The 14,116-nt window shown below is 67.8% G+C and carries 11 protein-coding genes; 8 read left to right on the top strand and 3 right to left on the bottom strand.

All coding sequences use genetic code 11. The annotated features are described in order from the left end of the window. Positions 1–53: 53 nt before the first annotated feature. The 3 genes from ACRSCF_RS22285 to ACRSCF_RS22275 form a co-directional block, all read right to left on the bottom strand. Positions 54–1,886, bottom strand: coding sequence for a TRAP transporter large permease (locus ACRSCF_RS22285; protein WP_016448927.1), 1,833 nt, complete (start codon positions 1,884–1,886; stop codon positions 54–56). A 17-nt stretch (positions 1,887–1,903) separates the two neighbouring features. Next, entirely contained in the window at positions 1,904–2,512 is a 609-nt protein-coding gene (locus tag ACRSCF_RS22280) for a TRAP transporter small permease subunit (protein WP_016452488.1), read from the bottom strand. A 176-nt stretch (positions 2,513–2,688) separates the two neighbouring features. Further along, on the bottom strand, positions 2,689–3,879 hold the full coding sequence (locus ACRSCF_RS22275) for a helix-turn-helix domain-containing protein (protein WP_016448925.1): 1,191 nt from the start codon (positions 3,877–3,879) through the stop codon (positions 2,689–2,691). 267 nt (positions 3,880–4,146) lie between these two features. Here ACRSCF_RS22275 and ACRSCF_RS22270 point away from each other — a divergent pair, with 267 nt between their 5' ends. From ACRSCF_RS22270 to ACRSCF_RS22235, 8 genes are all read left to right on the top strand, one after another. Continuing rightward, positions 4,147–4,623 carry a (2Fe-2S)-binding protein gene (locus ACRSCF_RS22270; RefSeq protein WP_013803615.1) on the top strand — a complete coding sequence of 159 codons (477 nt, stop codon included), beginning with the start codon at positions 4,147–4,149 and terminating at the stop codon, positions 4,621–4,623. 29 nt (positions 4,624–4,652) lie between these two features. Beyond that, positions 4,653–7,043, top strand: coding sequence for a xanthine dehydrogenase family protein molybdopterin-binding subunit (locus ACRSCF_RS22265; RefSeq protein WP_046988109.1), 2,391 nt, complete (start codon positions 4,653–4,655; stop codon positions 7,041–7,043). A gap of 10 nt (positions 7,044–7,053) precedes the next feature. Continuing rightward, positions 7,054–7,845: an FAD binding domain-containing protein gene (locus ACRSCF_RS22260; protein ID WP_244386642.1), complete on the top strand. Its 792-nt coding sequence runs from the start codon at positions 7,054–7,056 to the stop codon at positions 7,843–7,845. Between the two features lie 8 nt (positions 7,846–7,853). After that, the gene (locus ACRSCF_RS22255) at positions 7,854–8,792 is read left to right on the top strand and encodes an AAA family ATPase (protein ID WP_244386641.1); all 939 of its coding nucleotides are present in this window, start codon (positions 7,854–7,856) and stop codon (positions 8,790–8,792) included. Further along, positions 8,789–10,054, top strand: a complete 1,266-nt coding sequence (locus ACRSCF_RS22250) for a vWA domain-containing protein (RefSeq protein ID WP_244386639.1) — start codon at positions 8,789–8,791, stop codon at positions 10,052–10,054. Before ACRSCF_RS22255 ends, ACRSCF_RS22250 begins: the two co-directional genes overlap by 4 nt. 38 nt (positions 10,055–10,092) lie before the next feature. Beyond that, entirely contained in the window at positions 10,093–10,824 is a 732-nt protein-coding gene (locus tag ACRSCF_RS22245; protein WP_016448920.1) for a CoxG family protein, read from the top strand. A gap of 129 nt (positions 10,825–10,953) precedes the next feature. Next, complete coding sequence (locus tag ACRSCF_RS22240; RefSeq protein WP_034365394.1) at positions 10,954–12,021, top strand: XdhC family protein; 1,068 nt, start codon at positions 10,954–10,956, stop codon at positions 12,019–12,021. A gap of 106 nt (positions 12,022–12,127) precedes the next feature. Beyond that, a complete protein-coding gene (locus ACRSCF_RS22235) occupies positions 12,128–14,113 on the top strand; it encodes a helix-turn-helix domain-containing protein (RefSeq protein WP_082254153.1) in 1,986 nt (661 codons plus the stop codon). Positions 14,114–14,116 lie beyond the last annotated feature (3 nt).

The following is a 14,116-nucleotide window of genomic DNA, read 5'->3' as shown; positions in this document are numbered from 1 at the left end:
GAAAAAAGGCCCCGCGGTTGCGGGGCCTTTGCTGTCCTTGAGGGAGCCTGCGATCAGCTGCCGGACTTGCTCTCGCCCGGCGTGGCCGGCTGCTCGCGCTGCAGCTGGTCCTGCAGCGCCTTGAGCGCATCGTCCTCACCGCCCGCCGGGGCCGAGGGCTCGCCAGGGGTGCCCTCGGGTGCGGGGGGCTGGTTCGCGCCGTCGCCGTTGAACATGGGGTCGTTGAAGTCGATGGCCTCGGGCATGGATGCCTCCATCTCCTGGCGCACCTTGTCCAGGTCGTACTCCACCTTCTTGTCCAGCCCGCTGGAGACGATGCCGGGGAAGATGATGATCAGGGCCACCATGACCAGCTGGATCAGCAGGAAGGGGATGGCGCCCGCATAGATCTGCATGGTGGTCACGGGCTCGGTCATCTTCTTGGTGACCTTGTCCACGTAGGCCTTGGCCGGGGCCACGCTGCGCAGGAAGAACAGCGCGAAGCCGAAGGGCGGGTGCATGAACGAGGTCTGCATGTTCACGGCCAGCAGCACGCCGAACCAGACCAGGTCGATGCCCAGCTTGTCGGCCACGGGGGCCAGCAGCGGCACGACGATGAAGGACAGCTCGAAGAAGTCCAGGAAGAAGGCCAGCACGAAGATCATGATGTTGACCACGATCAGGAAGCCGATCTCGCCGCCGGGCAGGGACACCAGCAGCTCCTCCACCCACTTGGGGCCGTCCACGCCCTGGAAGGTCAGGCCGAACATGGTCGCGCCGATCAGGATGAACATCACGAAGCACGACAGCTTGGTGGTGGACATCAGCGCCTGCTTGAGCAGGTCCATGCTCAGGCGGCCGCGCACGAAGGCCATGACGGCCGCGCCCAGTGCGCCCATGGCGCCGCCTTCGGTGGGGGTTGCCACGCCCAGGAAGATGGTGCCCAGCACCAGGAAGATCAGCAGCAGCGGCGGGATCAGCACGAAGGTCACGCGCTCGGCCATGCGGCTGAGCAGGTGCAGGCCCGTGAGCTTGTTGAACATGGCGGCGATGAAGGCCAGCGCCACGCCGAAGCACATGGACACCACGATGGTCTCGTCCAGAGCGACCTTCTCCACCACATCGCCGGACCACCAGGTGTGCAGCTGGGGCATGTACTGGGCGACCACCATCGAGGCCGCCACGCACAGCACGGTCAGCACCAGGGTGGAGGGCAGGCCGGAGTTGCCATTGGGCTCGCGCAGCGTGCGCGCCTCGGGCGGCAGGGCGGGCACCATGGCGGGCTTGAAGATGGCCAGCACGACGATGAACAGCGCATAGAAGCCCGTCAGCATCAGGCCAGGCAGGAAGGCGCCCTTGTACATGTCGCCCACGCTGCGGCCCAGCTGGTCGGCCAGCACGATCAGCACCAGGGATGGCGGAATGATCTGCGCCAGCGTGCCCGAGGCCGCGATCACGCCCGAGGCCACCCGGCGGTCATAGCCGTAGCGCATCATGATGGGCAGGGAGATCAGGCCCATGGAGATCACCGATGCCGCGACCACGCCCGTGGTCGCCGCCAGCAGCGCGCCCACGAAGATCACCGCAAAGGCCACGCCGCCGCGCACGGGGCCGAAGAGCTGGCCCACGGTCTCCAGCAGGTCCTCGGCCATGCCGCTTCGCTCCAGTATCAGCCCCATGAGGGTGAAGAACGGTATGGCCAGCATCGTCTCGTTCTGCATGATGCCGAAGATGCGCAGCGGAAGGGCCTGCAGCAGGGCTTCGGGCAGCACGCCCAGTTCGATGCCGACAAAGGCGAAGAACAGTCCGCAGGCGCCCAGGCTGAATGCCACGGGAAATCCCACGAGCAGGAAAAGTATCAGCCCCGCGAACATGATCGGGGCCAGGTTGTGGATCACGAATTCCATGATGTCTGTTTCCCCGATCAGGCGCCTTGCCCGCTTTTGTCCTTGGCTCCTGCCAGCCCGCGCAGGGCTTCGGCCAGGTCTTGCTCTGCGGTCTTCTCGCCCTTCTTGGCCGTGGGATCGTCGATCAGGCCCTTCAGGAAGGCGATGCGCTTGATCAGCTCCGACATGCCCTGCAGCAGCAGCAGCCCGAAGCCCAGGGGAATCATCAGGTAGACGGGCCAGCGCACCAGGCCGCCTGCATTGCCCGACATCTCGCCGGTCTGCATGGCCTGGATCACGAACGGCGTGCCGAACCACAGGATGGCCAGCGCCATGGGGGTCAGGAAAAAGACGAAGCCGAAGATGTCGATCCAGATCTGCGTGCGCTTGGACAGACGGCTGGCGATCACATCCACCTTCACGTGCTCGCCCTGCAGCAGCGTATATCCGGCGGCCAGCAGGAAGGAGGCGGCGAACAGGTACCACTGCACTTCGAGGTAGGCGTTCGAGCTGGTGTGCAACACCTTGCGCACGATGGCATTGATGCCGCTGATGACCGTCGAGGCCAGGATCAGCCAGATAAGGCATCGCCCGACCAGGCTGTTGAGCCAGTCGACCCCTCTTGAGAATTTGAGCAAAGCCTGCATGGTGTCTCCAAAAAGTAGGCTGTATTGGGTCCGTCGCCGTACGCCGGCCTGTAGGCCGGCGCGCAGCGCTCTTGTCGGCGCATGGACCAAAGCCGTCGATTCTACGGAGACCCGAACGCCGCAGGCGGCCTGCTCCCCCTAAAAGAAATCCGTGTGAACCCGAGGAAACGTCCCGTTCAGGTTGTCGCACGGGGCCTGCGGGCTCCCAGTTTTCGGTACATCGTGGCCCGGCTGATGCCCAGCGCGCGGGCGGCCCGCGTCACATTGCCCTGGGCATCCTGCAGGGCCTGCTCGATCAGCACGCCCTCGCTGGCGCGCAGCGGGCTGGCCTGGGCGGCGGCAGCGAGTGCCGCCGTGCCCAGCGCAGGCAGCAGCTGGCGCAGCTGGGGGCCGGGCTGCACCAGTGCCTGCAGCCGCAGGCCCGACCACAGCGGCAGGCGCAGCGGTTCGTTGGGGCGCTGGCGCGCATGCTCCACCAGCGCCGTCCAGGGCATGGCCAGCAGTTCGCTGCAGTGCAGCGGCTGGCCCGGCTGCGCCAGCGGCTGGGGCACCAGCTGGCGCGCCAGGGTATTGCTGCCCGCCACATGCCCTTCGGCGTCCACGGCCAGCAGGCCTTCGCCCTCCTGACCCAGAGGCCCGCCGGGCCAGTTCAGGTGCAGCAGCAGCGCGTGGGGCAGGGCGCGCAGCAGCCGGTCCTCGATGGCGCGGGCGCAGCGCAGCGCCAGGTGCATCAGCTCGGGCCGCTCGGGCACGTCCACGCCCGTGATGTCCAGCATGCCCAGGCAGCGGCCGTCCGGGGCGTACAGCGGTGCGCCCGCGCAGCTGTAGTGGCGGTTGGCCTCGAAGAAATGCTCGGCCCGGTGCAGCCAGACGGGGCCGTGCTCGGCCAGGGCCGCACCGATGGCGGTGGTGCCCACGCCCTGCTCGGACAGGTCCACGCCCACACGGGCGATGGCCTGCACGCGGATGTCGCTGCGGTCCAGCGGCCCCTGCACGTCCAGCACGGTGCCGTGCGCATCGGTCAGCAGGCTGAAGTAGCGCATGGCGCCCACGGCGCCCACCAGCTGGGTCATCACAGGGTGCGCCGCCTGCAGCAGCGCCTCGTGGCCGTCACGTGCCTGGCGCAGCGCATGCGGCCCCAGTGCTTCGTAGACCACGCGCTCGCCCGGGCGGCGGCCTGCCGCCAGGCAGCGCTGCCAGGAGCGCCACAGCCAGGGCGCGATGCCGGCAGGGGGGGCGGGCAGAGTGGCAGGCGGCATGCCGGCCAGCGCCTGCTCGCCGAAGGCCAGGCTGCGGGCCCGGGCGATCTGCGCGTGGCGCGGATCGGCGGGGCAGGGCTGCGCGGCGTCGGGGCTCAGGGCGAACATGGGGCGGGGACTCCTGTGGCTGGCTGGCAAGGGATTGCGAACGGGCTGGCAGGCGGGCACGGTCGAAGCCGGGGGCGCAGGCGCAAGCGGTGCGGGCTGCGGCTGCGGTGACGACTGTGTCATTTTGAGAATATCCGCGCCGCCCGGCCCGGGCTTGCGGGTCAACCCTAGAACGGGCGCCTGCGGGCAGGGCGACCATGGCAGGCGAGGTTTCCGGCGTTCCCCCACGTTCCAAATCACCGCCGAACACAGGCAGGAGACAGCACGATGAATGTCCAGCTCACCGTCAACGGGCGCGCGCAGCGCATCGACGTTCCACCCAACACCTTGCTCGTGCATGCGCTGCGCGAGCACCTGCGCCTGACCGGCACGCATGTGGGCTGCGACACCAGCCAGTGCGGGGCCTGCACCGTCATCGTCGACGGCCACGCCGTCAAGTCCTGCGCCATGCTGGCCGTGCAGGCCGAGGGCTGCGAGGTGCGCACCATCGAAGGGCTGGCGGATATCGACGGCGGCCTGCACCCCATGCAGGCGGCCTTCAAGGAGTGCCACGGCCTGCAATGCGGCTTTTGCACGCCGGGCATGGTCATGAGCGCCGTGGACCTGTGCCAGCGCCAGCCGTGCGCGGGCGATCGCGAGATCCGCGAGGCGCTGGAGGGCAACCTGTGCCGCTGCACGGGCTACCAGAACATCGTGGCTGCCGTGAAAAAGGGCAGCCAGGCCATGGCAGGGCCTGCGGCCTGAGCGCCGCAGGTCACCACAAGGAGACAGCCATGGGTGCATCCGACTTTTCCAAGCTCCCCCACATCGGCGAGCCCGTCAAGCGCAAGGAGGACTACCGCTTCCTCACGGGCGCGGGCCAGTACACCGACGACATCGCGCTGGCCGCCCAGGCCCATGCGGTGTTCGTGCGCTCGCCGCACGCGCATGCGCGTGTGCGCTCCGTTTCCACCGATGCGGCCAGGGCCGCGCCCGGCGTCATCGGCGTGCTCACGGGCGCCGACGTGGCGGCCGACAAGATCAACGGCCTGCCCTGCGGCTGGCTGATCACCAGCACCAACGGCGAGCCCATGAAGGAGCCGCCGCATCCCATCCTGGCGCTGGACACCGTGCGCTACGTGGGCGACCAGGTCGCCATGGTCGTGGCCGAGACGCTGGAGCAGGCGCGCGACGCGGCCGAGCTGGTGGAGGTGGACTACGACCCGCTGCCCGCCGTGGTGCTGGTGGCCGACGCGGCGGCCGGCAGCGTGCCCGGCGCGGTGGTGCACGACATCGCCCCCGACAACCACTGCTACAAATGGGCCATCGGCGACAAGGCCGCCGTGGATGCCGTGTTCGCCGGTGCCGCCCACATCGCCCAGCTGGACCTGGTCAACAACCGCCTGGTTCCCAACGCCATGGAGCCGCGCGCGGCCATCGGCAGCTACAGCCGCGCCAATGACGAGTACACGCTGTACGTGGCCAACCAGAACCCGCACGTCGAGCGGCTGCTGATGACGGCCTTCGTCATGGGCCTGCCCGAGCACAAGGTGCGCGTGATCGCGCCCGACGTGGGCGGCGGCTTCGGCTCCAAGATCTTCCTGTATGCCGAGGATGTCTGCCTGACCTGGGGTGCGCGAAAGCTCAACCGCAACATCAAGTGGACGGCCGACCGCAGCGAGTCCTTCCTCACCGACGCCCATGGCCGCGACCACGTCAGCCATGCCGAGATGGCCATGGACGCCAGCGGCAAGTTCCTGGCCATGCGCGTGCACACGGATGCCAACCTGGGCGCCTACCTGAGCACCTTCGCCAGCGCCGTGCCCACCATCCTCTATGCCACCTTGCTGGCCGGCCAGTACGCCACGCCCCAGGTCTATGTGGAAGTCGATGCCTGGTTCACCCACACCGCGCCCGTCGATGCCTACCGGGGCGCGGGCCGGCCAGAGGCCACCTACCTGCTGGAGCGCCTGGTCAGCCGCTGCGCCTGGCAGCTGAACCTGTCCCAGGCCGAGATACGGCGGCGCAACTTCGTCACCAGCTTCCCCTACCAGACGCCCGTGGCCCTGCAGTACGACGTGGGCGACTACGGCGCCTGCATGGACAAGGCCGAGGCCCTGGCCGACGTGGCCGGCTTTGCCGCGCGCCGTGCCGACAGCGAGGCGCGGGGCCTCAGGCGCGGCCTGGGCTACAGCAGCTACATCGAGGCCTGCGGCCTGGCGCCCAGCAACATCGCAGGCGCCCTGGGCGCGCGGGCCGGCCTCTTCGAATGCGGCGAGGTGCGCGTGCACCCCACGGGCAGCGTCACCGTGTTCACGGGCTCGCACAGCCATGGCCAGGGGCACGAGACCACCTTCGCCCAGGTGGTGGCCGCGCGCCTGGGGATACCCGTGGAGAACGTGGACATCGTCCACGGCGACACGGGCCGTGTGCCGTTCGGCATGGGCACCTATGGCTCGCGCTCCATCAGCGTGGGCGGCGCGGCCATCATGAAGGCGCTGGACAAGATCGAGGCCAAGGCCAAGAAGATCGCGGCCCACCTGATGGAGGCCAGTGACGCCGACATCGACTTCGCAGGCGGCGAGTTCACGGTGCGTGGCACCGACAAGAAAATCCCCTTCGCCCAGATCGCGCTCACCGCCTATGTGCCGCACAACTACCCGCTGGACAAGCTGGAGCCCGGCCTCAACGAAACCGCCTTCTACGACCCCACCAACTTCACCTTCCCCGCAGGCACCTACATCTGCGAGGTCGAGGTGGACCCGGCCACGGGCGTGGTGCGCGTGGACCGCTTCAGCGCCGTGGACGACTTCGGCACCATCATCAATCCCATGATCGTCGAGGGCCAGGTGCACGGCGGCGTGGCCCAGGGCATAGGCCAGGCGCTGCTGGAAAACTGCGTCTACGACCGCGAGACCGGCCAGCTGCTCACCGGCAGCTTCATGGACTACGCCATGCCGCGCGCCGACGATTTCCCCGAATTCAAGCTCGGCACCGTCTGCACGCCCTGCACGCACAACCCGCTGGGCACCAAGGGCTGCGGCGAGGCGGGGGCCATAGGCTCGCCGCCCGCCGTCATCAATGCCGTGCTTGACGCACTGCATCCCCTGGGTGTCAGGGACCTGGACATGCCGGCCAGCCCGCACCGTGTCTGGTCGGCCATCGACGCCGCAGCCACCTCCTGAGGAGAGCGCCATGTACGCATTCACCTATGAAGCCCCTGGCAACACGGCCGACGCCGCTGCCCTGGCCGCCCAGGGCGGCCAGTACCTGGCCGGCGGGCAAAGCCTGCTGCCATCGATGCGCCTGCGCCTGGCGCGGCCCGAACAGATCGTGGACCTGAACCGCGTCCAGGGCCTGGCCGGCATCGCCGTCAACGGCCAGACCGTGGAAATCCGCGCCATGACACGCCACGCCGACGTGGCCGCCAACCCGCAGGTCCAGGCCGCCATCCCGGCCCTGGCCGAGCTGGCCGGCGGCATCGGCGACCGCCAGGTGCGTGCGCGCGGCACCATCGGCGGCTCGCTGGCCAACAACGACCCCGCTGCCTGCTACCCCAGCGCCGTGCTGGGCCTGGGCGCCACTGTCGTCACCGACCGGCGCGAGATCGCGGCCGACGACTTCTTCCAAGGCATGTACACCACGGCGCTGGGCAGCGGCGAGCTGATCACGGCCGTGCGCTTTCCCGTGCCGAGGAAGGCCGCCTACCTCAAGTTCAAGCAGCCCGCCTCGCGCTTCGCCCTGGTGGGCGTCTTCGTCGCCCAGACCGACAGCGGCGTGCGCGTGGCCATCACGGGCGCCGGGCTCAGCGTGTTCCGCCACACGGGGCTGGAGGCCGCGCTCAACCAGAGCTTCACGCCCGACGCGGCCGCCCAGGTGCTGATCGACCATGCCGACCTCAACAGCGACCTGCATGCCAGCGCGCGCTACCGGGCGCAGTTGATCAGCGTGCAGACGCAGCGTGCGGTATCGCAGATGCTGGGGTGACACGGCGGATGCCTTTCGAGCAAGCCATTGCCTCCATAGACGCCCTGGTCGCCGCGCTGCAGGCCGAAGGCTATTTCGCCGACCGGCGCCTGGCCACGGCCGTCTTCCTGGCCCTGCGGCTGCAGCGGCCGCTGCTGCTGGAGGGCGAGCCCGGCGTGGGCAAGACCGCGCTGGCCCAGGCGCTGGCACGCGTGCTGGAGCGCCGCCTGATCCGGCTGCAGTGCTATGACGGCATGGAGCAGCGCGAGGCGCTGTATGAATGGAACTACGCGGCCCAGCTGCTGCACCTGCGTGCGGCCGAGCTGGCCTCGGCGCAGCCCGCGGCTGCACCGCAGCACGACCGCATGCAGCGCGCCGAGCAGGAGGTCTACCAGGAGCGCTACCTGGTAAGCCGCCCGCTGCTGCAGGCCCTGCAGCAGCCCGAGCCCGGCGCCGTGCTGCTGATCGACGAGATCGACCGCGCCGACGAGCCCTTCGAGGCCTTCCTGCTGGAGTACCTGGGCGAGTACCAGGTCAGCATTCCCGAGTTGGGCACGGTGGCGGCACGCGTGCCGCCCGTGACCGTGCTCACCAGCAACCGCACGCGCGACCTGCACGACGCCGTCAAGCGCCGCTGCCTCTACCACTGGCTGGACTATCCCGGGCGCGAGCGCGAGCTGGCCATCGTGCGCGCCCTGGTGCCCGGGGCCGGGCAGGCCCTGACCGCCCAGGTGGCGAGCTTCGTGGGACGGCTGCGCAGCCAGCCCTTTGCCGACGCCTTCCAGCGCGTGCCCGGCATTGCCGAAAGCGTGGAATGGGCCAAGGCCCTGGTGGCGCTGGACACCCTGGTGGTCGATCCCGAAGTCGTGCACGACACGGCCGGCATCCTCTTCAAGCAGCGCGAGGACGTGGCCGCGCTCACACCCGAGCGGCTGCAGCAACTGCTGGCGCCGGAGCCCGCGCCGTGACGGCTGGGGCAGCCGGTGCCGCCGGTGCCGCCGGTGCCGCCGATAGGGGCGAGCGCACCAGCTGGCTGGGCGATGCGCGCAGCGGCAAGCTCGCCGGCAACCTGGTCGGCTTTGCGCGTGCGCTGCGCCGCGCGGGCGTGCCCGTGGATGGCGGGCGCATGGCGCTGGCCCAGCAGGCCCTGTCCCTGGTCGGCCTGGCGCGCGAGGACATGGCCGCCGCGCTGGAGGCCGTATTTGTGAGCAACGTCCAGGACCGCGCCGTGTTCCGCGAACTGTTCGACGCCTACTTCCGCAATCCCGACGTGGCCCGGCAACTGCTGGCCCAGTTGCTGCCGCAGGCGCCCCGGCCGTCCGCGCCGCGCCACCGCCCGCGCGTGCAGGAAGCCCTGTCGCCCCGCCAGGCAGGCGAGGGCAGGGCCGCCGTCGATGAAGAGCTGAAGCTGGACGCCGCCATGACGGCCAGCGAGCGCCACCGCCTGCGCCATGCCGACTTCAACCAGCTCAGCGCCAGCGAATACCTGCTGGTGCAGCGCCTGGCCAGGGACATTGCCCTTTCCTTGCCCCGCTACCGCAGCCGCCGCACGCGCACCGGCCAGCGCGGCGCGGTGCCCGACTGGGCTGCCAGCCTGCGCGCGGCATCGCACCACGGCGGCGAAATGCTGCAGCTGCTGCGGCGCGAACGGCGGCGCCTGCCGCTGCCCTGGCTGGCCCTGGTCGATGTCTCGGGCTCCATGGAGCGCTATGCGCGGCTGCTGCTGGCCTTCCTGCACGCGGCCACCGGCACGCAGCGCCATGCGGGCCTGCGCCGCCAGGTCTTCAGCTTCGGCACCGAGCTGCGCGACCTGGGCCCGGCCTTTGCCCAGGCCGATACAGACGCCATGCTCGAGCGCGCCAACGCCGCCATTGCCGACTTTGGCGGCGGCACGCGCCTGGGCAGCAGCCTGGGCGAACTGCGCCGCCTGCATGCGCGCCACCAGGTTTCAGGCCTGGTGGGCCGGCGCACCCTGGTGCTCATCATCAGCGACGGCCTGGACACCGGCGATGCCGCCGAGCTGGACCGCGAACTGGCCTGGCTGCGCCGCCACAGCGCGCGGCTGCTGTGGCTCAACCCGCTGCTGCGCTTTGACGGGTATGCCCCACTGGCCCAGGGGGCGGCCGTGCTGCATCGTCATGCCCATGCCATGCTTGCGGTACACAACCTGGAATCGCTGCAGCAACTGGCCGGTCACCTGGCGCGGCTGCTGGCGGCGCCAGGCCGCTGAGCCGCTTGCGGCCACCCCCATCGCAGAAAGGAATTGCCATGGAAATGCAAGCCAGCCGTTCCCTCGCCGTCAGCCAGCAGCAGGCCTGGGAGGCGCTCAACGATCCCGAAACGCTCAAGGCCTGCCTGGCCGGCTGCGACCGCTTCGAACCCCAGGGCGATGACCAGTACGCCGTGGGCATGGCGGTCAAGGTGGGGCCGGTATCGGCCAAGTTCAGCGGCAAGGTCACGCTGTCCGACATCACGCCGCCCGAGCGCTACCGCATCGCCTTTGAAGGCCAGGGCGGCGTGGCCGGCTTCGGCAAGGGCGAGGCCGACGTCACCCTCACCCCCGAGCCCGCTGACGCCGCAGGCCAGCCGCGCTGCCTGCTCAGCTACAGCGTGCAGGCCCAGGTCGGCGGCAAGATCGCCCAACTGGGCCAGCGGCTGATCGACGGCGCCGCGCGCAACATGGCCGACGACTTCTTCGCACGATTCGACACGCTGATGCAGCAGCGCCACCCGCGTGCGCCCGCAGCGCCTGCCGATGCAGGCGACACCGCCGACCTGTCCCACCTGCCTGCCGGCCTGGCCGATGAAACCGGCCACATCGAGCCCACCGTGGACGCCCAGGCCTGGGAGCACGACGCCGCAGCCGGCGTGGCCACGCCGCTGGATGCCGCACCGGCCACCGAGGCCGAGGAACGCTCGCGCCGCGCCATCCCGCTGTGGTGCTGGGGGCTGGCCATCGTCGTCGTCCTGGGTGCCGGCTGGCTGCTTTCGCGGTACTGAGTCCTTGCGCCGACCCACGGCTTTTTCCACCCACCCTGAACGATGCGCGCTGGCGCAGCACAATAGCCGCCGAAAAGCGCCAGGCGCCCAGCTGCACAGGCAAGCCAGGTGCCGGCGTGGAGATTTGCAATGGAAAACCTGGATGTTCATGTTCTGCGCCACCTCGCGCAATGGCGCGCTCAGGGCGAGCGCGCGCTGCTGGCCACGGTGGTGCGTACCTGGGGCTCGTCGCCCCGGCCCATCGGCTCCATCATGGCGCTGGGGGCCTCGGGCGCCGTGGTCGGCTCCGTGTCCGGCGGCTGCATCGAGGATGACCTGATCGCCCGCTACAGCCACGCCTCGGACGCCGACGCCCTGCGTGACGGCGCGCCCCGGCTGCTGCGCTACGGCGTCAGCGCCGACGAGGCCCACCGCTTCGGCCTGCCCTGCGGCGGCACGCTGGAGCTGCTGCTCGAATTCAATCCCGACGCTGCTGCGCTGCAGCAACTCGTGCAATGGCTGGACGAAGGCCGCATGGTGCGGCGCACCGTGGACAAGGCCACCGGCCAGGTCGCCCAGCAGGTCAGCGATGCGCCCGAGCCGCTGGTGCATGACGGGCAGCAGGTCGCCAACAGCTTCGGCCCCGAGTACCGCATGCTGCTCATCGGCGCAGGCCAGCTGTCCGAATACCTGGCCACCATGGCGCTGTTCAACGGCTTTGCGGTCACCGTCTGCGACCCGCGCGAGGAATACAGCCGCCACTGGAGCGTGGCCGGCGTGCAGCTGTCGCGCGAGATGCCCGACGACCTCGTGCGCACCATGCGCGCCGATGCGCGCACCTGCATCATCGGCCTCACGCACGACCCCAAGCTCGACGACCTGGCCCTCATGGAAGCCCTGGAATCCCCGGCCTTCTACGTCGGCGCCATCGGCTCGCGCCGCAACACCGCGCTGCGCCTGCAGCGCCTGAGCGAGCACTTCGGCCTGGGCGACGCGCAGCTCGCGCGCCTGCGCGGCCCCATCGGCCTGTACATAGGCAGCAAGACGCCCCCCGAAATCGCCGTCAGCATCATGGCCGAGGTCCTGGCCGCCAAGAACGGCGTGGCCCTGCCGCGCGGCATGACCGTGGAAGAAGGCAAGCTCGCCGCCGCCCAGCCCCCGCAGCCGCTGGAGGATGACGGGCCCGAGGGCATCACGCCCCTGGTGTGCGGGGTATAACCTGCCCCGCCTGGGCTATGTGGTGCCCATTGCCAATAGTGAAAACTTTCAATTGATCGATTTGTGATTTATATTGAACATTCGTTCTTTATAGCCAGGATCGATCATGCAGATTCTCGACACTCTAGCCCGAAATCTGGGCCAATTGCGTGAACAGCGTGGGCTGACTCTTTCAGGGCTTTCCCAACGTTGCGGGATTGCCAAGTCCACCTTGTCAGGACTGGAGTCTGCTCAGGGTAATCCCAAAATAGAGACGCTGTGGGCGATTGCCAATGCGCTCGATACACCTTTTGGTCAATTGGTGTCTGGGACCAGTCTAGGTCCGGTTCATATCGGCGACGGCCAGGTCGCCGTTCGTTTTATTGAACGAACTGACGATGAAAGTGGTTCTTCCATCGAGTCCTACCGCATGCACTTGGCGGCGGGCTACACCAAGCAATCTGCTGCACATCCCCCAGGCGTGAGGGAGAAAGTAGTTGTGACCAGTGGTCCCATGTTGGTCGGAGACCTGCTGGCTCCCAGGGTGCTCAACTCTGGCGAAGTTCATTCTTTTCCCGCTGATGTTCCTCATGTTTATGGCGCTATGGGAAAGCCAGCACAGGCCGTTGTGTTCGTCGAGTACCCAGCATCGGCGGCACCGGCAGGCGCTGACCTTTTCTGTGCTCTTGAATGGCCCGCCACCGCTGCTGCATGGGAAGGTGTGGAATGCATGCTGATGCGTGTGTTCATCGAAGTGGCCAATGGGTTTGGCGCCATGATGCTCCGGTTTAGAGGTTGCCGGCTGCAGTCGGCAGCCGCGCTTGCACTATTGCGGGACAAACTGCTTTCGATGGATTCTGCGAGCTATCGTTGGCCGCAGTCGGTGCTCATGGGTGTCGATGTCGAAGGGCCTTTCCTGGTAGTTCTGCCTCGGTATTTCGCACAGGCCTTTGCCGAGACGGATCATCCCTTGGGCCGAACGGCATTGGGTTGCCGAGCGCTGGTACTGGCCCGAGAGGCTGAGGCTGATCTGATCTCCGAGTCAAGGTTCGTTGAGGATGATCTTGTCAGTGAGCACAAGGTGCTACAGGCACTGGGCGGAGAGTGTGCTTTGAAATCGGGCCAATTGATACTGCCTAAGACTTTGAAATTGCTTGATCGACAGGCTGTTGTATCTGTGGAGCCATCCACTGAAGCAGGTGCGTTCTCGAGCCGGATTCAGGTCGAGCACTACGACGCATTCGAGTTGCTTCATCCTGCGTATGCAAGACAGGTCGTTGCCATGGCCCAGGATATTGTTGACTTCACGCCAGCGCGACAGACCGTGGATATCGGAACTGGGCCTGGTCTTCCTCTGCTGATGCTGCAGGAGCTTTTGCCGGACTTGAAGGCGCTGGCTGTGGAACCAGATCCTGTGGCGTATGCGTGTCTGCGCATCAATGTAGAAGGGCGAGAAGGAATTTCTCTACATCAGGGTGGATTCCTGGAGTTGAATCTCTCCGATGGTCAATCTAAATTGATCACATCCGTGGGGGCGTCGCACCACTTCAACACAGCCTTCATGCTGCAAAAAGCCCGGATGCTGCTCAAGCCTGGAGGTGTTTTGTCTGTGGCCGATGAGTTTTTGCCCTCGTTCCGTGATGTTGAATCGCGCAATGCTGCGCTGGTTCGCCATCACAGTGCCTACATCCTCCACGTTGCCGCCGCGATGGAATGCTGTGATCTCCCCCGTATGGACGATCTGGACTACAGCTTGTATCGCGCGTTTCAGCAATATCTCGGTCAAGCGGTCTTTTTAGCCGAGCAAGGTCAGTCATTGGCTGCTGTGCGGCTATGTCGAGACTTGTTTGCACAGGTCCGACAGGCATCGTTGGACAAGCGGCCTGCCCACGCGGTCGGAGCATATGTGCGTTTTTTCTGGCTGGAGTTGCAGGCCATGGTGGCGGGGTTCGACTATGAAGTCGAATGCAAGACCCATGTCCGCCGATTTCTGGAACTGGCCGCAGGCACCGGCCTGGAACTGCTTCGGCACAGACGCGTGTACGCCACTTGCGGTGACCAAGCGCACGATGGTGGCACTCATGTAGTGACGTTTCGTAGGCGGGGCGCATGAGCG

The sequence above is a fragment of the Delftia sp. 11MD genome (genome assembly GCF_050907895.1).
GTDB lineage: Bacteria > Pseudomonadota > Gammaproteobacteria > Burkholderiales > Burkholderiaceae_C > Comamonas > Comamonas tsuruhatensis.
The sequence above is the reverse complement of the archived record's forward strand: the minus strand, read 5'-3'. Positions and strand labels throughout refer to the sequence as shown.

Bases quoted from the DNA above. Each gene is read 5' to 3' on its own strand.
- ACRSCF_RS22285 (WP_016448927.1), bottom strand. From the start codon at position 1,886: ATGGAATTCGTGATCCACAACCTGGCCCCGATCATGTTCGCGGGGCTG.
- ACRSCF_RS22280 (WP_016452488.1), bottom strand. From the start codon at position 2,512: ATGCAGGCTTTGCTCAAATTCTCAAGAGGGGTCGACTGGCTCAACAGC.
- ACRSCF_RS22275 (WP_016448925.1), bottom strand. From the start codon at position 3,879: ATGTTCGCCCTGAGCCCCGACGCCGCGCAGCCCTGCCCCGCCGATCCG.
- ACRSCF_RS22270 (WP_013803615.1), top strand. From the start codon at position 4,147: ATGAATGTCCAGCTCACCGTCAACGGGCGCGCGCAGCGCATCGACGTT.
- ACRSCF_RS22265 (WP_046988109.1), top strand. From the start codon at position 4,653: ATGGGTGCATCCGACTTTTCCAAGCTCCCCCACATCGGCGAGCCCGTC.
- ACRSCF_RS22260 (WP_244386642.1), top strand. From the start codon at position 7,054: ATGTACGCATTCACCTATGAAGCCCCTGGCAACACGGCCGACGCCGCT.
- ACRSCF_RS22255 (WP_244386641.1), top strand. From the start codon at position 7,854: ATGCCTTTCGAGCAAGCCATTGCCTCCATAGACGCCCTGGTCGCCGCG.
- ACRSCF_RS22245 (WP_016448920.1), top strand. From the start codon at position 10,093: ATGGAAATGCAAGCCAGCCGTTCCCTCGCCGTCAGCCAGCAGCAGGCC.
- ACRSCF_RS22240 (WP_034365394.1), top strand. From the start codon at position 10,954: ATGGAAAACCTGGATGTTCATGTTCTGCGCCACCTCGCGCAATGGCGC.
- ACRSCF_RS22235 (WP_082254153.1), top strand. From the start codon at position 12,128: ATGCAGATTCTCGACACTCTAGCCCGAAATCTGGGCCAATTGCGTGAA.